This is a genomic window from Agrilactobacillus fermenti (assembly GCF_047943045.1).
In the GTDB taxonomy this organism is placed as follows: domain Bacteria; phylum Bacillota; class Bacilli; order Lactobacillales; family Lactobacillaceae; genus Agrilactobacillus; species Agrilactobacillus fermenti.
The window spans coordinates 1,896,837-1,915,957 of sequence record NZ_CP181347.1; the positions used below are offsets into that span (position 1 = coordinate 1,896,837).

Here is a 19,121-nt window from a genome sequence, read left to right on the forward strand (position 1 = left end):
AAATCTCCTTAGCTCCTAATAAACCCTACGTATTCACGTTTCATCAATAAACCACTCAATTGCCGGTTCATTTCAATAGCTGCCTGAACGACAATTAAGAGACTTGTCCCACCTAGACCGATTGATTGAGGCAATCCCCAAATATTCGATGCTAACTGTGGTAACAACGCAATAACCCCAAGGAAAATAGAACCTACTGTTGACAACTTCATCAACATTGAAGAAATATATTTCTCGGTCTCTTTACCAGGCCAAACACTTGGAATATAACTGCCTTGCTTTTGCAAGTTTTCAGCAACCTTCTCAGGGTTAACTTGTACAAACGCATAGAAGAACGTAAATAATACAATGAGAACCGTATAGATGATTGCACCAGTTGTCGTCTGCATGCTAAAAACATTTTGCAAAACTTGGAACCAGTGATCTTCACTGTGGTTATTTTGAAACGCCATCAAAATAGTGGATGGGGTCACGATAAACGAACTAGCAAAGATAACTGGGATAACACCTGCAACGTTGATTTTTAGTGGTAGAAAGCTTTCACTACCGCCACCAACGACACGCCGTGTATATCTAATCGGAATCTTACGATTAGCCTGTTGTACATAAGTTACAAATTGTGTAATAGCCAAAACTAAAATTACTAAGACCGCAAGGAATATATAGCCTTTCCATTGATTACCCTTACCTGCATTAACGACTTGATCACGGAACAACTGATAGGAGCCGCTTGGTAATCGCGCGATAATACCGGCAAAAATAATCATGGTAATACCATTACCTAAACCTCGATCTGTAATTTGTTCGCCCATCCAAGTTAGTAACATTGTACCACCAGTCAAAATGATACCGATAATGACAAATGTTTTTGGCCCTGGATTTTTAACTAGCCCAATGCCACTTAGTGCATTAAAGCCAGCCGTGATCCCAATTGATTGTACGAAAGCAAGTACGATTGTTAAGTACCGAGTAGCTTGGTTCAACTTTCGTCGACCAACCTCCCCTTGTTTACTCCATTCGACAAACTTAGGGACAATATCCATTTGCAACAATTGAATGACGATCTGCGCGGTGATATATGGTGAGACACCCATTGAGAAGATGGAATAGTTCGTCAAACCGCCACCACTAACTGTATCTAACAATGAGATCAGGCCGGTTTGTCCAATCGAGTTCAAAGCCTTCGCATTTACGCCGGGCACCGTCACTTGGGAACCTAGACGATAAATGATTAAAATGCCCAGAGTAAAAAGAATTCGATTACGAATTTCTTTTACTTTGAAAGCATCTCTCAATGTTTTGAACAATTAAATCACCTCAATAGTGCCGCCAGCAGCTTCAACTGCTTCTTTGGCAGCTTGAGAGAATTGATTTACTTTAATGTTCAATTTGGTATTCAATTCACCCTTAGCAAGCAACTTAACACCTGATTTAGTATTTTTAACTACGCCAGATTCTTTTAAAACAGCTGGTGTAACTTCAGTACCTTCATCAAAGCGATTTAAGTCATGCAAATTAACTACTGCATATTCCTTATGGTTAATATTGTTAAACCCACGTTTTGGCATACGTCTGTATAAAGGCATTTGACCACCTTCAAAACCAAGACGTGTTTTACCACCGGAACGTGCCAATAAACCTTTTTGACCACGGCCAGCAGTTTTACCAGTACCAGATGAAGTACCACGACCAACATGCTTACGGTTATGACGTGAACCTTCGCTTGCTTTTAATTCGTGTAGTTTCATTGAGTGCACCTCCTTGTATTTATTAGTCTTCGATTGCTTCAACGCTAACAAGATGTGCGATCTTTAAAACAGCGCCTCTTGTTGCGGCATTATCAGGTTTTACAACACTGCTGCTCACACGGCCAAGGCCTAATTCCTTAACAATTTTACGTTGCGCTGGGATACGGTGAGCGGCACTGCGTCTCAATGTAATCTTTAATTGAGCCATCTGTTATGAGCCTCCTAGCCTTCTAAACTTTCGACAGAAATGCCACGAAGTGCTGCAACTTCGGATGCTGTCTTCAATGATTTCAAAGCTTCCATCGTTGCACGAATAACATTAATTGGTGTGTTGCGGCCAAGTGATTTACTTGTAACATCAGCAACACCGCCTAATTCCATGATGGCACGAACTGCACCACCAGCGGCAACACCAGAACCAGCTTCAGCAGGTTTTAACATAATTCGACCAGCACCAAAACGGCCAATAACTTCATGAGGAATTGTTGTACCAACCATTGGTACTTCAACTAAACTCTTCTTAGCAGCATCTGCAGCTTTACGAATTGCTTCTGGAACTTCTTGAGCTTTACCAGTACCAAAGCCAACGTGACCGTTCTTATCGCCAACAATAACGATTGCAGCGAAACGCAAGCGACGACCACCTTTAACAACTTTGGTAACCCGGTTGATAGAAACAACGCGATCTTCTAAATCTAAATGTGTTGGATCAATGAATGATGCCATTTACCAGTTACCTCCTTGTTAGAATTCTAATCCATTTTCTCTAGCAGCATCAGCTAAAGCTTTTACACGACCATGATACAAGTACCCACCACGATCAAATACGACAGCTTTTAAGCCTTTTGCTTCAGCACGTTTAGCGATTAATTCACCAACGGCTTGTGCTTGTTCAGTTTTGTTACCACTAGCAGTTAATTCTTTGTCTAATGTGGAGGCACTGACTAGCGTCACACCCGCTACGTCATCAATTAATTGCGCGTAGATGTGTTTGTTAGAACGGAATACGTTCAAGCGTGGGCGCTCAGCAGTACCAGAAATCTTGTTACGAACACGCATATGACGCTTTTGACGTGTCTTATTTTTATCTGGTTTCGTAATCAAATATTTTCACCTCTATAAGTATAGTCAGCGCTAAGCTGCGTTATTTACCAGTTTTACCTTCTTTGCGGCGTACATATTCGTCAACATAACGAATACCTTTACCTTTATAAGGTTCTGGTGGACGCACACCGCGGATCTTTGCAGCAAATTCTCCAATAACTTGTTTACTGATACCACTCAAATTAATCTCAGTATTGGAAGGCACTTCGATTGCAACACCTTCTGGTGCTTCCATTTCTACTGGATGAGAGTAGCCAACATTAAGTACGAGTTTTTTGCCTTGTAATTGGGCACGGTAGCCGACACCAACAAGTGTTAATTTCTTAGTGTAACCTTCCGTTACGCCTAAAACCATGTTGTTCAAATTGGCACGCATAGTACCGTGTAAAGCTTTATAAGAATCATCTGGACGGTCCAGTTTGATTTCTTGTCCTTCTTGAGTGATTGTAATAGCTGGATCAAAATGACGTGTTAATTGACCTTTTGGCCCTTTAACTGTGTAATTTTCACCATCTTTAGTTACTGTTACACCTTCAGGAATATTAATTACTTTATAACCAATACGACTCACTTAATCTGCACCTCCTTGATTACCAAATGTATGCAAGTACTTCGCCGCCGACGTTCTTTTGACGGGCTTCTTTATCAGTGATAATACCGTTAGATGTTGAAATAACAGCAATTCCTAAACCATTTAATACTTTAGGAACATCATCAGCTTTAACATAGTTTCTTAAACCTGGACGTGAAATACGTTTCAAACCAGTAATCACACGTTGATTATCTTTGCCATATTTTAAGAAAATACGGATGATGCCTTGCTTGTCATCGTCAATGACTTCAAAATCACGAATAAAACCTTCACGTTTTAAAATTTCTGTGATTGCAGTTTTTACTTTAGAAGCAGGAACATCTAAAGAATCATGTCTGACCATGTTCGCATTACGAATGCGTGTTAAGTAATCAGCAATCGGATCAGTTAAAGACATGTTGCGTTTCCTCCTTTAATTTAATTTATTTTACCAACTTGCTTTTTTCATGCCAGGGATTTGACCTTCATGAGCTAATTCACGTAAGCAAATACGGCATAATTTAAATTTACGATAAACAGAATGAGGACGACCGCAACGTTCACAACGTGTATATTCTTGAGTTGAATATTTAGCAGGTCTCTTATTCTTTGCAATGAGAGATTTCTTTGCCAATGTTAAACCTCCTTATTTAGCGAAAGGCATGCCAACTTGTTTCAGAAGTTCCAAGCCTTCTTCGTCTGTATTCGCTGTTGTCACAATGACGACGTCCAACCCACGAACACGATCAACTTGATCATAATCAATTTCTGGGAAAATTAACTGTTCTTTGATACCTAATGTATAGTTACCACGGCCATCAAATGATTTTGGACTAATACCATGAAAATCACGTACACCTGGTAAAGATACATTGATCAATTTATCTAAGAAATCCCACATGCGTTCGCCACGTAATGTGACTTTAGCACCAATAGCCATACCTTCACGGAGACGGAAGCCGGCAATAGATTTTTTAGCTTTGGTGATTAATGGTTTTTGACCAGAAATTAAAGTTAATTCGTCAACGGCTTTATCAAGATTCTTTGAATTAGATACTGCATCACCAACACCCATGTTTAAAACGATTTTTTCAATCTTAGGTGTTTGCATCACAGATGTATAGTTAAACTTTTCCATCAATGCTGGTGTAATTTCTTTTGTATATTTTGCTTTCAAACGGTTTTCCATTCGTTTATTTTCCTCCTTTCAGAATTAGTTATCGATCTGTTCACCAGAGCGTTTTGCATAGCGAACTTTTTTACCATCAACGATCTTGTGACCGATTCTTGAAGGTTTGTTATCTTTAGGATCTAATAATTGTACGTTTGAAACATGAATCGCAGCTTCAACGTCAACAATGCCACCTGAAGGATTTTCATTCGTTGGTTTTTGGTGTTTTTTGATCATATTGACACCTTCAACTACAACGCGATCTTTCTTTGGTAAAACCTTAGTGACAGTGCCTTCTTTACCTTTATCTTTACCGCTAATTACACGGACTTTATCGCCGGTTTTTACAAACATCTATTTCGACACCTCCAAATCCTTTCAAGGTCTACTATTAAAGTACTTCTGGAGCTAATGACACAATCTTCATGAAGTCATTTTCACGAAGTTCACGAGCAACAGGGCCAAAAATACGAGTACCACGTGGGCTCTTGTCTGGATTAATAATAACTGCTGCATTTTCATCAAAACGGATGTATGAACCATCTGTCCGGCGTGCACCTGAGCGTGTACGGACGATAACAGCTTTCACAACGTCACCCTTTTTGACAACGCCACCTGGTGTTGCTTGTTTAACAGTTGCAACGATTACATCGCCAATGTTCGCAGTTTTGCGGTTTGAACCACCAAGTACTTTGATTGTAAGGATTTCACGAGCGCCAGAATTATCGGCAACTTTTAATCGGCTTTCTTGTTGAATCAATTGTGCAGCCTCCCTTCAATTAGATTATAAAGTAACAGATTTCTCAACAATTTCCAGTAAACGGAAGCGTTTGAGTTTAGACAGCGGACGAGTTTCCATGATGCGGACAATATCGCCAACTTTTGCTTCATTATTTTCATCATGTGCATAATACTTCTTAGAATAACGGACACGTTTCTTGTATACAGGATGTGCCTTGTAAGTTTCAACAACAACAGTGATTGTCTTATCAGTCTTGTCTGAAACTACACGACCTTGATATACTTTACGTTCATTACGAGTGTTTTCTGATTCGCTCAAATTGTGTCGCTCCTTTCGTTGTTTACTTGTTGAGTTCTTGTTGTCTTAAAACAGTTTTGATCCGCGCAATATTCTTGCGAACTTGTTTAAGACGTGCTGTATTTTCTAATTGACCTGTCGCTTGTTGAAAATGTAAGTTGAATAATTCTTCTTTATATTCTTTTTCTTTGGCAAGCATTTCGTCAGTGGTTAATTCTTTAATATCTTTAGCCTTCATCTGATTCGCCACCTACTTCCTCACGCTTAACAAACTTAGTCCGAATCGGCAACTTGTTAGAAGCCAAGCGTAATGCTTCACGAGCAGTTTCTTCAGGCACACCAGCAATTTCGAAAAGAATCTTTTCGCGTTTTACTGGTGCAACCCACCCTGCGGGTGCACCTTTACCGGAACCCATACGTACACCTACACCTTTTGCAGTGTATGATTTATGAGGGAAAATTCTAATCCAAATCTTACCACCACGTTTTGTGTATCGAGTCATGGCAATACGTGCAGCTTCGATTTGACGGTTAGAAATCCAATGAGATTCTAACGCTTGTAAGCCGTATTCACCGAAGTTTACTTCTTTACCGCCTTTAGCAGCGCCGCGCATTTTACCACGGAACTCACGACGATGTTTGACACGTTTTGGTACGAGCATTATTATTTTCCTCCTTCCGTTTTGTTTGTTGCTGGTTTATCAGGTAGTACTTCACCCCGATAGATCCAGGTCTTAACACCTAACTGACCATAAGTTGTTGTAGCTTCTTGCCAAGAATAATCGATATCAGCTCTTAAAGTGTGCAATGGTACTGTACCTTCTGTATGCCATTCTTTACGGGCAATATCTGCACCATTTAAACGACCAGAGATCTGAATCTTAATGCCCTTAGCACCAGCACGCATTGTACGTTGGATAGCTTGACGTTGCGCACGACGGAAAGCAACACGAGCTTCCAATTGACGTGCAACACCTTCGCCAACAAGCTTAGCGTCAAGGTCAGGTTTTTTGATTTCAATGATATTAATGTGAACTTTACGTCCCGTCAAGTTATTCAATTCTTTCCGAAGATTTTCAACTTCAGAACCACCTTTACCAATAACCATTCCTGGTTTAGCAGTGTGAATTGAAATATTAACGCGGTTAGCGGCACGTTCGATTTCAACTTCAGAAACAGAAGCATCAACTAATCGTTTATTGATATATTTACGGATTCTTAAATCTTCATGAAGAAAAGTTGCGAAATCCTTTTCAGCGTACCATTTGGCATCCCAATCTTTAATGACGCCGACGCGGAAACCAATTGGATTAATCTTTTGTCCCAAGTTATTCCCTCCTTAATCTTCTTTTTCGGATACGACAACAGTAATATGACTTGTGCGTTTATTGATTGGAGATGCAGAACCTTTTGCCCGTGGGCGGAAACGTTTCAGTGTTGGGCCTTCATTGACGAAAGCTTCACTGACAAACAGGTTTTCAGCATCTAAATCATAGTTATGTTCAGCGTTAGCAATTGCTGATTTTAACACTTTAGCAACAACGGGTGAGGCACCACGAGGTGTAAACTGCAAAATAGCCAAGGCTTCAGCGACACTTCTTCCACGAATTGTATCAACGACAAGGCGAACCTTACGAGGAGCAATGCGGACAGTTTTAGCTGTAGCTGTTGCTGATGTTACTTGAGCTTGATCTGCCATTTATATTTCTCCTTTCCTAACGGGCTACCTTTGTCTTTTTATCATCAGTACCGTGACCACGGAACGTACGAGTTGGTACAAATTCACCGAGTTTATGACCTACCATATCCTCTTGAATATAAACCGGAACGTGTTTTCTCCCGTCATAAACAGCAATGGTATAACCAATAAAACTAGGGAAAATAGTAGAACGACGAGACCAAGTACGAATGACTTGTTTCTTTTCTTGATCGGCTTGAGCTTCAATCTTCTTTAGAAGATGCTCATCTGCGAAAGGTCCTTTTTTCAGGCTGCGACCCATTATGAAACCTCCTTTTAATAATTACGAACCAGATTATTTAGTACGATGACGTACGATAAATTTCTCGGATTTAGATTTACTATTACGTGTCTTCTTACCGAGCGTCTTCTTACCCCATGGTGACATAGGTGATGGACGACCGATTGGTGCTTTACCTTCACCACCACCATGTGGGTGATCGTTAGGGTTCATAACTGAACCACGAACTGTTGGCCGGAAACCCATCCAACGTTTACGTCCAGCTTTACCAATACTGATTAATTCATGTTGTTCATTACCAACTTCACCGACAGTTGCACGGGCTGCTGATAGAACCATCCGAACTTCACCAGATGATAAACGAACTAAAGTATATTTACCTTCGCGACCTAGAACTTGAGCTGAGGTGCCGGCAGAACGAACTAATTGTCCACCCTTACCTGGTTTCAATTCGATGTTATGAACTAATGTACCAACAGGGATATTAGCCAATGGTAATGCATTACCTGGTTTAATATCTGCTTCAACACCAGATTCAACAACATCGCCAACTTTTAAGTTCTTTGGTGCTAAGATATAAGACTTGACACCATCTGCATAGTGCAGTAATGCAATATTAGCTGAACGGTTTGGATCATATTCAATAGCTTTAACAAGTGCGTTAACGCCATCTTTTGTACGTTTGAAATCAATAATACGGTACTTTTGTTTATGACCACCACCACGATGACGAACAGTAATATGTCCGTGCGCGTTACGACCAGCCGTATGACTTTGTGACTCTAAAAGCGTCTTTTCAGGTTTTGTTTTCGTGATTTCTGCAAAATCTGAAGCGGTCATATTACGACGGCCGTTTGTGGTTGGTTTATATTTAATAATTCCCACGTGACGTCCCTCCTAAATAATTAATCTTCAAAAATCTTGATTGGTTCTGAATCTTCAGTTAAAGTAACAACGGCCTTGCGACGCTTATTTGTCAAGCCTTCATAGCGGCCCACGCGTTTCTTTTTAGGGTGAACATTCATGATGTTAACTTTTTCAACTTTAACGTTGAAAATTTCTTCAACGGCCTTACGAACGGCCACTTTATTAGCATCCACATCAACGTCGAAGGTATATTTGCGATCGTCCATAGCATTCATACTAGCTTCGGTAACGATTGGACGTTTAATGATATCTCTAGCTGTCATTATGCAAGTACCTCCTCAATTTGTTGTAATGCTTTCTTAGTTAGAACTAATTTGTCACTGTTTGCGACATCTAAAACATTGACTTGATCAGCAGCAAGTACTGAAACGCCCTCAATGTTGCGTGCAGACAATGCAACTGTATCGTTGCCAGCTTCAAGTGCTAGCAATAATTTCCCATCAAGTTTTAAGTTTGCTAAAACTTGTGTAAATTCTTTTGTTTTTGGCTTTTGTAATGACAATTCATCAACGACAACCAAATCACCATCTAACACTTTCTGAGAAAGTACCGACTTAATTGCTAAGCGACGAACTTTTTTAGGTAGCTTGTAACCGTACTTTCTTGGAGTTGGGCCAAAGACAATACCACCGCCACGCCATTGTGGTGAACGGATAGAGCCTTGTCGTGCACGACCTGTACCCTTTTGGCGCCATGGTTTACGACCACCACCACGAACAGCAGATCTGTTCTTCGTTGAGTGTGTCCCCTGACGTTTACCAGCACGTTGCATGATGATTGCATCATAGACAACGTTATCGTTTGGTTCAATGCCGAAAATTTCATCTTTCAAATCAACTGTTCCGTTTTCAGAACCATCTTGTTTGAATAATTTTACGCTTGTCATTATTTAGCCTCCCTTCGTTTAATTATTTAACTGTTTTCACGGCAGATCTGATCGTTACAAATGAATGTTTTGAACCAGGCACATTACCTTTAATCAAAATTGCATTTTTGTCAGTATCTACACGAACGATTTCAAGATTTTGCATTGTAACAGTGTTGTTACCCATCCGTCCTGGCAAAGGTTTACCTTTGAACACACGGTTAATGATAGAACCCATTGAACCAGCAACACGATGATAACGAGAGCCGTGGGTTTCAGGACCCCGAGATTGGTTATTTTTCTTAATGTTACCTTGGTAACCATGACCTTTAGAGACACCAGTTACGTCAACAACGTCGCCCGCTGCAAAGGTATCAACCTTAACTTCGTCTCCTACTTGATAATCCCCCAGCTCGACATTTCTGATTTCTCTAATGAAGCGCTTAGGGGCCGTGTTTGCTTTTGCTACATGACCTTTCGCAGGTTTGTTGGACAAGATCTCACGTTTGTCGTCAAATCCAAGTTGTACAGCTTCGTAACCGTCTGTTTCAACAGTTTTAACTTGAAGTACTACATTTGGTTCAGCTTCAATTACTGTAACTGGGATCAATTCGCCATTGTCAGTGAAAACTTGCGTCATACCTACCTTTTTGCCTAAGATTCCTTTTCTGGTCATGAGTACACCTCCATATAATGATATAGTTTATTAATTAAAGTTTGATTTCAATGTCAACACCGCTTGGTAAATCGAGTTTCATCAAAGCGTCAACTGTTTTTGGCGTTGGGTTGATGATGTCGATCAAGCGTTTATGTGTCCGCATTTCAAATTGTTCACGTGAATCTTTGTATTTATGTGGTGCACGAATGACCGTATACAAAGTTCTTTCTGTTGGCAATGGAATTGGCCCAGAAATACCTGCACCAGTTCTTTGAGCAGTTTGAACAATCTTATCAGCAGATTGGTCTAAAATACGATGCTCATATGCCTTTAAACGAATACGAATTTTTTGCTTTGCCATCTTGTTACCTCCTTCGTCTATTATCTTTAGTAGACTAGCTCGGTGAAAATTCCCCACACACCCATGGCAATGCATCCGGGTGTGTCGCAACCTTCCACGTCTTAACTAATTACTCTTTAATAAAAGAGCACACTGATCCTTAAAATCAGCACTTTTAATATTCTACTCGAATCCCACGGATAACGCAAGTTTTTTTTTGATGACCGTAATATTTTGAGTTGACAAGACAGGAGTATATCGCTTAAATTTAATCCATTAACAAAGGAGCTGATTAAATGACCACACCTAAAGCACTGATCATCATCGATTACACCAATGATTTCGTTGCCGACCAGGGTAGTTTGACGACTGGTAAACCAGCGCAAGCCTTGGATGATTTTATCTCACAACGCGCTCAAACTTACTTAGATCAAAATAACTTTATTTTTTTGCCAACAGATGTGCACGTTCCTAATGATCCCTATCATCCAGAGAGTAAACTATTCCCACCGCATAATGTTCGCAATACTTGGGGGCGCGAACTTTTTGGCAAAACTGGTATTTGGTTCTCAGACCATCAAGCGGATGATCACGTTATTTTTCTTGATAAAACGCACTATAATGCTTTTGCAGGTACAAATCTAGATTTACTGTTGCGTGCGCGCCATATTTCAGAAATTGAACTTGTTGGCGTTGTTACCGATATTTGTATTTTGCACACGGCAGTTGGTGCTTATGATTTAAGTTATGATATCACCATTCCCGAGGCTGGCGTCGCCAGTTTCAATGCGGCGGGTCATCAATGGGCACTTACACATTTTAAAGATGTTTTGGGGGCAACGGTTATTGCCAATAGTTAAAGGCGTTCCGACATAAATTAGTGCAAATAAAAAAGCGATAGCTATTAAGCCATCGCTTTTTTTGTTTAATCATCAGAAGAAACATTGCCACCATTTTTCTTGATGATTTCTGCTTGAATTGATTTTGGTACAGCTTCGTAATGATCAAATGTCATTGTAAAGGTACCACGACCTTGTGTTGCTGAACGCAAGGTTGTTGCGTAACCGAACATTTCTGATAATGGTACGAACGCATTAACTACCTGAGCATTCCCACGTGCTTCCATACCTTCAACACGACCACGACGTGCAGTTACTTGACCCATCACATCACCGAGATATTCTTCAGGGGCAACAACTTCAACTTTCATGATTGGTTCCAGAATGACCGCACCGGCACTCTTAGCAGCATTACGTAATGCCAAGGAAGCAGCAACTTTAAAGGCCGCTTCAGATGAATCGACTTCATGATAAGAACCATCGTATAACTTAGCTTTGATATCAATCAATGGATATCCGGCAAGAACACCGTTTTCCATAGCTTCTTTCAAACCTTGTTCAACAGATGGAATGTATTCACGCGGTACAACACCACCGACGATAGCATTCTCGAATTCGAAACCTTTACCTTCATCATTTGGTGTAAATTCGATCCATACATCACCATATTGACCTTTACCACCAGACTGACGGACAAACTTACCTTGGGCGGAAGTTTGCTTAGTAAATGTTTCACGGTATGCAACTTGAGGTTCCCCAACTTTGGCAGCAACCTTAAATTCACGTTTCATCCGGTCAACCATGATATCCAAATGCAATTCGCCCATTCCAGCGATCAATGTTTCACCAGTTTCGGGGTTTGTTTCAGCTTGGAAAGTTGGATCTTCTTCAGCAAGTTTTTGCAAAGCATTATCTAACTTATCACGATCTTCTTTTGAATTTGGTTCAATGGAAACTTGGATAACTGGATCTGGAATTTCCAATGATTCAAGAATCAATGGATGGTCCACATCTGTCAATGAATCCCCAGTTGTCGTATTCTTCAAACCGATCGCAGCTGCGATATCACCAGAGAATACTTCAGGAATCTCTTGACGATGGTTCGCATGCATCTGTAACAAACGACCAACACGTTCACGTGTGTCTTTTGTGGCATTCAATACATAAGAACCAGCTTCAAGTGTTCCAGAGTAAACACGGATATAAGTTAAACGGCCAACAAACGGATCAGTTGCGACTTTAAAAGCTAAAGCAGCAAAGTCTTTATCGTCACCGGCTGTTAATTCAACTTTTTCTTCAGTAGCTGGGTCTGTCGCGTTATAAGGGCGAACATCCAGAGGTGAAGGCAAGTAGTCAACAACGGCATCCATTAACATCTGAACACCTTTGTTTTTGAACGCAGAACCAGCTAAAACTGGATAGAACTTCAAGTCGATCGTTGCTTTACGGATAGCTTGACGAAGTTCATCATTACTGATCTCTTCACCTTCAAGATATTTCTCCATAATGTCATCATCAACATCTGCAACTGCTTCAACTAAATCTTGACGCATTTTTTCAGCTTTTGCTCTGTATTCTTCAGGTACGTCAACAGTATCCCATTTTGTACCTAATTCATCTTCGTCATACAAGTCAGCTTTCATTTCGATCAAGTCAATAACGCCTTCGAATTCATCTTCAGCACCAATTGGCATTTGGATCGGATGTGCATTAGCTTGTAAACGATCATGTAATGTTTGAACAGAATAATCAAAGTTTGCACCAAGTTTATCCATCTTGTTAACAAACACCAACCGTGGCACGCCATAAGTTGTTGCTTGACGCCAAACATTTTCAGTTTGTGGTTCAACCCCAGATTGAGCATCTAATACAGTGATCGCACCATCCAACACACGTAAAGAACGTTCAACTTCAATTGTAAAGTCCACGTGCCCTGGTGTGTCGATGATATTGATCCGTGTATCATGCCATTGTGCGGTTGTGGCAGCTGATGTAATTGTAATACCACGTTCTTGTTCTTGTTCCATCCAGTCCATTTGTGATGCCCCTTCATGGGTTTCACCAATTTTATGGATTTTACCAGTATAATACAAGATACGTTCGGTTGTCGTCGTTTTACCAGCATCGATATGAGCCATGATCCCGATATTACGAGTCTTAGCTAAAGGGAATTCACGGGTATTTGCCATGAATTTAATAACTCCTCTCTATAAACAATGGCTACTATAGAAAGAAACGTCTATAATAGCCACAAAAATAAAAAATTACCAGCGATAATGTGCGAAAGCACGGTTGGCATCAGCCATCTTATGAGTATCTTCACGTTTCTTAACGGCAGCGCCTGTATTGTTAGCAGCGTCCATTACTTCGTTAGCTAACCGTTCATCCATCGTATGTTCACCACGTAAACGCGCATAGTTTACGATCCAACGCAAACCTAATGTTGTCCGTCTTTCAGGTCGAACTTCGATTGGTACTTGATAGTTAGAACCACCGATACGGCGTGCTTTAACTTCAAGTACTGGCATAACGTTCTTCATTGCTTGTTCAAAAACTTCCAAAGGATCGTTGCCAGTCTTTTCTTTAACGATATCAAAAGCATCGTATAAGATTGTTGAAGCAGTACCACGTTTACCATCAACCATCAAATGATTGATCAAACGAGTCACTAATTTTGAATTATAAATTGGATCTGGTAATACGTCGCGTTGTGCGATGTGCCCTTTTCTTGGCATTTCATGACCTCCTAAAACTTAAATCAGCTATTATTTCTTAGGCTTCTTAGTACCATACTTGGAACGACCTTGCATCCGATCAGTAACACCGGCAGTATCCAAAGCACCACGTACGATATGATAACGAACACCAGGTAAATCCTTAACACGTCCGCCACGAATTAAAACAACACTATGTTCTTGCAAGTTATGACCGATACCAGGAATATAAGCAGTAACTTCGATCAAGTTTGACAAACGAACACGGGCATATTTACGTAAAGCTGAGTTAGGTTTCTTAGGTGTCATGGTACCAACACGCGTTGCAACGCCACGTTTTTGTGGTGCTGGGTTTTTGACCATTGATTTCTTCATACTATTGTAGCCAAAGTTCAAAGCTGGAGAATTGGATTTGGTTGTCCGGCTTTTACGGCCATGGCGTACTAATTGATTAATTGTAGGCATGTAATATCCTCCTTGAATTACTGTATCCTAAATGTGATTTCAAGTCCACACATCCAGGCGTTTTCTTTTAGGCAAAAAAATATGCAAATATGTCTGCATGAATAGCTTAACTGACAGTCAGCACGATTATCAATTTAAAACTGCACAGAAAAGTACCTAAACCAATATACCAGCATGGCTAAAGACTGTCAACTCAATTCACGAATTAACTAAAATAAAAAATCTAGTTTTATTCGTACTTTATTCTAAGAATATTTTATAAGGTTGGTGTCTTTATGCTGTTTTTGGGTTTTATCTGTGGCGCTTGCTGGGCTTCCTTTTGCGGCTGCTTAGCTTATCGGCTGCCCTTACATCTCAATCTAGGCGGTCGCTCCTGCTGTGATCACTGCGCCCGCCAACTACGCTGGTTTGAATTAATACCTATTCTAAGTTATTTATTATTGCGTGGTCACTGCCGTGCCTGTCAAACTAAAATTAATCCTGCACTAATCATTGGTGAGTGCCTTAGTGGCCTGTTTGCGCTTAAGCTAACCCAGATCTTTTTATGGCAGCCCTTACCACTTTTCATTCATAGTTTATTATGGTTTGGCTGTTTAATTTTTCTCAGTTACTTGGACTATTATACTCAATTTATTTATCCTGCTTTATTGCTGCCACTCATCATTCATCGTTTCACCATCATAACTACAACTCAAATTTTAATCAGTCAACTGTTGCTTGCTGGCTGTTGTTTTATGGCATTAATCATCATCAGTCAAAATGGTCGTCTTCTTGGCTTTGGAGATATTGAACTATTAACAGTGATTGCCTTTTGTTTTGATTTAAATTATCTATTGCATATCTTATTATTTGGCTCAGGTATCGCTTTGATTTTTATTTTATTTCATCACAATAAAGCCACAAAGAAACATCTCCCAATCCCCTTTGTACCTTTCATTACATTGGGATTTTATCTTGCTCAATTCTAAGTAGAGCGCGTGTTTCCTAAATATTGCGCACTAAAAAAAGAGCCAAGTCACATTTTAGTGGACTTGGCTCTTTTAATGATCTTAATTAATCTTTTTTAGGTTCATCACTGTGCAGTTGTTTTTCCAAATCAGAGATCGAATAAACATTATCTGATGTGGCACCCACACTTTGAGGTTCCATGTGACGGTATTTTGACATCCCTGTTCCAGCAGGAATGATCTTACCAATAATTACGTTCTCTTTCAGACCAATCAATGGATCGTTCTTACCACGAATCGACGCATCTGTTAATACACGCGTTGTTTCCTGGAAGGATGCAGCTGATAAGAAACTGTTTGTTTCTAGTGATGCTTTCGTGATACCTAGCAAGACTGGTCGGCCAGTTGCAGGAATGCCACCATTGATCAAAGTCTTATGGTTTTGTGTTGTGAAATCAGCAATATCCAATAAAGTCCCTGGTAGAATGTCCGTATCGCCTGGATCTAAGACCCTGATCTTACGGAGCATTTGTCGTACCATTACTTCTACGTGCTTATCACTGATTTCCACACCTTGCATCCGATAAACTTTTTGAACTTCACTTAACAGATAGTTTTCAGTGGCAATTTCATCACGCACTTTGATCAATTGCTTAGGATCGACAGAACCACCAGTCAATTTATCCCCACGTTCAACATGGTCACCTTCAGCGACAACAATGTTAGAAACATACGGTACTGAGTAAGTTCTTGTATCTGTTGTACCTTCAACGGTAATTTCACGCGTGTGTTCTGCTGGGTTTTCATCAACAGCCGTGATTTCACCAGTGACCTCTGTAATCGTTGCTAAACCTTTAGGATTACGAGCTTCAAAGATTTCTTGGACACGAGGGAGCCCTTGAGTGATATCTTCACCACCAGCAACACCACCGGTATGGAAGTTACGCATCGTCAACTGTGTCCCGGGTTCACCGATAGATTGAGCAGCAACAGTACCAACTGCTTCGCCGACTTCAACTTCTTCACCGATTGCTAAGTTGCGGCCGTAGCACTTCTTGCAGACACCGTGTTTTGTGTTACATGTAAAGACGGAACGAATCGTGACTTCAGTGACACCGGCATCAACAATCTTTTGTGCCATATCTTCATCCATCAGTTCATTCTTACCAATGATCTTTTCACCAGTTTCAGGATCCACAACTGATTTCATTGTATAACGGCCAACTAAGCGGTCATACAACGGTTCGATCATTTCATTGCCCTCTTTAATTGCTGTCACAACTAGACCGCGATCAGTACCACAATCTTCTTCACGAACAATAACATCCTGGGCAACATCAACCAAACGACGTGTCAAGTAACCGGAATCGGCAGTCTTCAACGCTGTATCGGTCATACCTTTACGGGCACCATGGGTACTCATAAACATTTCCATGACTGATAATCCTTCACGGAAGTTTGAAGTAACGGGCACTTCCATCATCCCACCGTTAGGCGCAGCCATCAAACCACGCATACCAGCAAGCTGAGTAAAGTTAGAGATGTTACCACGCGCCCCAGAATCACTCATCATTGAAATTGGGTTAGACGGATCAAAACTGTCAATCAGTTTTTGTTGAATCGTATCCTTCGCATCATTCCAAATACTGATGACCCGGTTATGGCGTTCCTCATCCGTAATCAAACCACGACGGAATTGTTTGGAAACAGTTGCAACTTTCTTATGGGCATCCTCAACAATATCATCTTTTTCAGTTAATGTTGGTACATCCGCAACCCCAACAGTTAACCCAGAATCAGTACAGATCGTGTAGCCAAGTTCTTTCATGTCATCTAGTAATTCTGAAGTCCGTTGTACTTTATAGACCTTAAATACTTGGGCAATAATATCACTCAAGAAGCCCTTCTTAAACGGATCCACGAGCGCCATACTTTCAAACTTAGCTTGAATGTCTTCGCCTTCGTCTAAGAAGTATTTATCAGGCACACCATTGATCAAGTTATCATTGCTAGGTTCATTCAAATATGGAAAATCAGCAGGCAGGATCTCGTTGAAAATAGCCTTACCAACAGAAGTTAGCATAATTTTACCGCGTTGTGCATCTGGGAATGGTTTTTGGGTCATTTCAGCAGTTGAAAGTCCGATACGTGTGTGTAAGTGCACGTCACCGTTACGGTAAGCCATCACAACTTCATCGACATCCTTGAAGACCATGCCTTCACCATGACGGCCTTTTTCTTCAAGTGTCAGATAATAGTTCCCTAACACAACGTCCTGCGATGGTGTAACGATTGGTTTCCCATCTTTCGGTGCCAAAATATGATGAGCAGCCAGCATAAGCATACGTGCTTCAGCTTGAGCTTCATCAGACAATGGCACGTGGACGGCCATTTGATCCCCATCAAAGTCGGCATTATAGGCTTCACAAGCCAATGGATGCAAACGAATAGATTTACCATCAACTAAGACAGGTTCAAATGCTTGAATACCCAAACGATGCAACGTCGGTGCTCGGTTCAGAAGAACTGGCCGCTCTTTAATTACATCTTCTAATACATCCCAAACATCATCATCTTGACGTTCAATTTTACGTTTGGCATTTTTAATGTTTGACGCAATTTCACGTTTGACTAATTCACGCATCACAAACGGCTTGAATAATTCAAGTGCCATTTCACGTGGTAACCCACATTGGTAGAACTTCAAAGTTGGGCCAACATCAATAACCGAACGACCAGAATAGTCAACACGCTTACCTAGTAAGTTCTGACGGAAACGGCCTTGCTTACCTTTCAGCATGTGTGAAAGTGACTTCAATGGCCGATTACCCGGTCCAGTTACAGGACGGCCACGGCGACCATTATCGATCAAAGCATCGACTGCTTCTTGCAACATCCGTTTTTCGTTTTGAACAATGATACTTGGCGCATTCAAATCCAACAGACGTTTCAAACGGTTATTACGGTTGATCACCCGACGATATAAGTCATTCAGATCACTTGTCGCAAAACGACCACCTTCTAATTGCACCATTGGCCGTAGATCCGGTGGAATTACAGGAATACAGTCCATAACCATCCATTCAGGATGATTGCCGCTCTTACGGAAAGCATCTAAGATATCTAACCGATGAATGGCACGAACTCGTTTTTGGCCTTGCGCTGACTTCAGATCTTCTTTTAATTCAGCGACTTCTTTTTCTAAATCAACATCTTGTAACAATTCCTTGATGGCTTCAGCACCCATCTTAGCATTGAAAGTATGACCATATTGATCTAGTTTGTCACGGTATTCACGCTCTGTGAGTAATTGTTTCTTTTCAAGGGGTGTGTCCCCACCGTCGATAACGACGTAAGAAGCAAAATAGATGATTTCTTCAAGTGCGCGGGGACTCATATCTAAAACAAGACCCATTCGGCTTGGAATCCCTTTGAAATACCAAATATGGGAAACTGGCGCAGCAAGTTCAATATGACCCATCCGTTCACGGCGAACTTTTGAACGTGTCACTTCAACGCCACAGCGATCACAAACGATCCCCTTATAACGGATCCGTTTGTACTTACCACAGGCACATTCCCAGTCTTTAGTAGGTCCAAAAATACGTTCATCGAACAAACCATCTCGTTCTGGTTTCAAAGTTCGATAGTTGATCGTTTCCGGCTTTTTAACTTCACCGTAAGACCAGCTCCGAATTTTGTCAGCAGAAGCAAGACCAATTTGCATACTTTCAAATTTATTGACGTCTATCAA

Annotated in this window: 28 protein-coding genes; 2 read left to right on the forward strand and 26 right to left on the reverse strand. The window is 40.8% G+C overall.

The features are described from left to right. Positions 1 to 8: 8 nt before the first annotated feature. The 22 genes from secY to rpsJ are packed head-to-tail and all read right to left on the reverse strand — an operon-like array spanning position 9 to position 10,423. A complete protein-coding gene (secY, locus tag ACNAN0_RS09525; protein WP_416353158.1) occupies positions 9 to 1,307 on the reverse strand; it encodes a preprotein translocase subunit SecY in 1,299 nt (432 codons plus the stop codon). Then, positions 1,308 to 1,748 (reverse strand): 50S ribosomal protein L15, encoded by a 441-nt coding sequence (gene rplO / locus ACNAN0_RS09530; protein WP_416353159.1) that lies wholly within the window; start codon positions 1,746 to 1,748, stop codon positions 1,308 to 1,310. Between the two features lie 22 nt (positions 1,749 to 1,770). Continuing rightward, positions 1,771 to 1,956, reverse strand: a complete 186-nt coding sequence (gene rpmD, locus ACNAN0_RS09535; protein WP_230912576.1) for a 50S ribosomal protein L30 — start codon at positions 1,954 to 1,956, stop codon at positions 1,771 to 1,773. 14 nt (positions 1,957 to 1,970) lie between these two features. Beyond that, positions 1,971 to 2,474 (reverse strand): 30S ribosomal protein S5, encoded by a 504-nt coding sequence (gene rpsE / locus ACNAN0_RS09540; RefSeq protein ID WP_230912575.1) that lies wholly within the window; start codon positions 2,472 to 2,474, stop codon positions 1,971 to 1,973. An 18-nt stretch (positions 2,475 to 2,492) separates the two neighbouring features. Further along, complete coding sequence (gene rplR, locus ACNAN0_RS09545) at positions 2,493 to 2,852, reverse strand: 50S ribosomal protein L18 (RefSeq protein ID WP_230912574.1); 360 nt, start codon at positions 2,850 to 2,852, stop codon at positions 2,493 to 2,495. Positions 2,853 to 2,892: 40 nt separating this feature from the next. Then, entirely contained in the window at positions 2,893 to 3,423 is a 531-nt protein-coding gene (gene rplF, locus ACNAN0_RS09550) for a 50S ribosomal protein L6 (RefSeq protein WP_230912573.1), read from the reverse strand. Positions 3,424 to 3,442: 19 nt separating this feature from the next. Further along, positions 3,443 to 3,841, reverse strand: a complete 399-nt coding sequence (gene rpsH / locus ACNAN0_RS09555) for a 30S ribosomal protein S8 (RefSeq protein ID WP_230912572.1) — start codon at positions 3,839 to 3,841, stop codon at positions 3,443 to 3,445. A 30-nt stretch (positions 3,842 to 3,871) separates the two neighbouring features. Continuing rightward, positions 3,872 to 4,057, reverse strand: coding sequence for a type Z 30S ribosomal protein S14 (locus tag ACNAN0_RS09560; protein ID WP_230912571.1), 186 nt, complete (start codon positions 4,055 to 4,057; stop codon positions 3,872 to 3,874). 12 nt (positions 4,058 to 4,069) lie between these two features. Further along, the gene (rplE, locus tag ACNAN0_RS09565; RefSeq protein ID WP_416353160.1) at positions 4,070 to 4,612 is read right to left on the reverse strand and encodes a 50S ribosomal protein L5; all 543 of its coding nucleotides are present in this window, start codon (positions 4,610 to 4,612) and stop codon (positions 4,070 to 4,072) included. Between the two features lie 24 nt (positions 4,613 to 4,636). Beyond that, positions 4,637 to 4,948: a 50S ribosomal protein L24 gene (gene rplX, locus ACNAN0_RS09570; RefSeq protein WP_230912569.1), complete on the reverse strand. Its 312-nt coding sequence runs from the start codon at positions 4,946 to 4,948 to the stop codon at positions 4,637 to 4,639. Positions 4,949 to 4,985: 37 nt separating this feature from the next. After that, positions 4,986 to 5,354, reverse strand: coding sequence for a 50S ribosomal protein L14 (gene rplN, locus ACNAN0_RS09575; protein ID WP_230912568.1), 369 nt, complete (start codon positions 5,352 to 5,354; stop codon positions 4,986 to 4,988). A 24-nt stretch (positions 5,355 to 5,378) separates the two neighbouring features. Continuing rightward, positions 5,379 to 5,654 carry a 30S ribosomal protein S17 gene (gene rpsQ / locus ACNAN0_RS09580; protein ID WP_230912567.1) on the reverse strand — a complete coding sequence of 92 codons (276 nt, stop codon included), beginning with the start codon at positions 5,652 to 5,654 and terminating at the stop codon, positions 5,379 to 5,381. A 22-nt stretch (positions 5,655 to 5,676) separates the two neighbouring features. Further along, positions 5,677 to 5,871 (reverse strand): 50S ribosomal protein L29, encoded by a 195-nt coding sequence (gene rpmC / locus ACNAN0_RS09585; protein WP_230912566.1) that lies wholly within the window; start codon positions 5,869 to 5,871, stop codon positions 5,677 to 5,679. After that, positions 5,861 to 6,295, reverse strand: coding sequence for a 50S ribosomal protein L16 (gene rplP / locus ACNAN0_RS09590; RefSeq protein ID WP_230912565.1), 435 nt, complete (start codon positions 6,293 to 6,295; stop codon positions 5,861 to 5,863). The genes rpmC and rplP overlap by 11 nt, the downstream gene beginning before the upstream one ends. A gap of 2 nt (positions 6,296 to 6,297) precedes the next feature. Further along, positions 6,298 to 6,960, reverse strand: coding sequence for a 30S ribosomal protein S3 (rpsC, locus tag ACNAN0_RS09595; protein WP_230912564.1), 663 nt, complete (start codon positions 6,958 to 6,960; stop codon positions 6,298 to 6,300). 12 nt (positions 6,961 to 6,972) lie between these two features. Further along, positions 6,973 to 7,332, reverse strand: coding sequence for a 50S ribosomal protein L22 (gene rplV / locus ACNAN0_RS09600; protein WP_230912563.1), 360 nt, complete (start codon positions 7,330 to 7,332; stop codon positions 6,973 to 6,975). Positions 7,333 to 7,348: 16 nt separating this feature from the next. Continuing rightward, positions 7,349 to 7,633 carry a 30S ribosomal protein S19 gene (rpsS, locus tag ACNAN0_RS09605; protein ID WP_230912562.1) on the reverse strand — a complete coding sequence of 95 codons (285 nt, stop codon included), beginning with the start codon at positions 7,631 to 7,633 and terminating at the stop codon, positions 7,349 to 7,351. A 33-nt stretch (positions 7,634 to 7,666) separates the two neighbouring features. Continuing rightward, on the reverse strand, positions 7,667 to 8,497 hold the full coding sequence (gene rplB, locus ACNAN0_RS09610; protein WP_416353161.1) for a 50S ribosomal protein L2: 831 nt from the start codon (positions 8,495 to 8,497) through the stop codon (positions 7,667 to 7,669). A gap of 20 nt (positions 8,498 to 8,517) precedes the next feature. Continuing rightward, positions 8,518 to 8,802, reverse strand: a complete 285-nt coding sequence (gene rplW / locus ACNAN0_RS09615) for a 50S ribosomal protein L23 (RefSeq protein ID WP_230912560.1) — start codon at positions 8,800 to 8,802, stop codon at positions 8,518 to 8,520. Beyond that, positions 8,802 to 9,425, reverse strand: a complete 624-nt coding sequence (gene rplD / locus ACNAN0_RS09620; RefSeq protein WP_416353162.1) for a 50S ribosomal protein L4 — start codon at positions 9,423 to 9,425, stop codon at positions 8,802 to 8,804. The genes rplW and rplD overlap by 1 nt, the downstream gene beginning before the upstream one ends. Before the next feature lie 22 nt (positions 9,426 to 9,447). Beyond that, a complete protein-coding gene (rplC, locus tag ACNAN0_RS09625; RefSeq protein WP_230912558.1) occupies positions 9,448 to 10,080 on the reverse strand; it encodes a 50S ribosomal protein L3 in 633 nt (210 codons plus the stop codon). A 34-nt stretch (positions 10,081 to 10,114) separates the two neighbouring features. Next, positions 10,115 to 10,423, reverse strand: coding sequence for a 30S ribosomal protein S10 (gene rpsJ / locus ACNAN0_RS09630; RefSeq protein WP_230912557.1), 309 nt, complete (start codon positions 10,421 to 10,423; stop codon positions 10,115 to 10,117). 275 nt (positions 10,424 to 10,698) lie between these two features. On the opposite strand from rpsJ, the gene ACNAN0_RS09635 reads away from it, so the two are divergent. After that, positions 10,699 to 11,262, forward strand: coding sequence for a cysteine hydrolase family protein (locus ACNAN0_RS09635; protein ID WP_230912556.1), 564 nt, complete (start codon positions 10,699 to 10,701; stop codon positions 11,260 to 11,262). Between the two features lie 65 nt (positions 11,263 to 11,327). Here the strand turns inward: ACNAN0_RS09635 and fusA are convergent, their stop codons facing one another. The 3 genes from fusA to rpsL form a co-directional block, all read right to left on the reverse strand. Beyond that, a complete protein-coding gene (gene fusA, locus ACNAN0_RS09640; RefSeq protein WP_230914525.1) occupies positions 11,328 to 13,430 on the reverse strand; it encodes an elongation factor G in 2,103 nt (700 codons plus the stop codon). Positions 13,431 to 13,505: 75 nt separating this feature from the next. After that, positions 13,506 to 13,976: a 30S ribosomal protein S7 gene (rpsG, locus tag ACNAN0_RS09645; protein WP_230914524.1), complete on the reverse strand. Its 471-nt coding sequence runs from the start codon at positions 13,974 to 13,976 to the stop codon at positions 13,506 to 13,508. 30 nt (positions 13,977 to 14,006) lie between these two features. Beyond that, on the reverse strand, positions 14,007 to 14,420 hold the full coding sequence (gene rpsL / locus ACNAN0_RS09650; RefSeq protein ID WP_230914523.1) for a 30S ribosomal protein S12: 414 nt from the start codon (positions 14,418 to 14,420) through the stop codon (positions 14,007 to 14,009). 275 nt (positions 14,421 to 14,695) lie between these two features. Here rpsL and ACNAN0_RS09655 point away from each other — a divergent pair, with 275 nt between their 5' ends. Further along, on the forward strand, positions 14,696 to 15,388 hold the full coding sequence (locus ACNAN0_RS09655; protein WP_230914522.1) for a prepilin peptidase: 693 nt from the start codon (positions 14,696 to 14,698) through the stop codon (positions 15,386 to 15,388). 85 nt (positions 15,389 to 15,473) lie between these two features. Here ACNAN0_RS09655 and rpoC read toward each other — a convergent pair whose 3' ends face one another. Further along, positions 15,474 to 19,121, reverse strand: a complete 3,648-nt coding sequence (rpoC, locus tag ACNAN0_RS09660) for a DNA-directed RNA polymerase subunit beta' (RefSeq protein ID WP_230914521.1) — start codon at positions 19,119 to 19,121, stop codon at positions 15,474 to 15,476.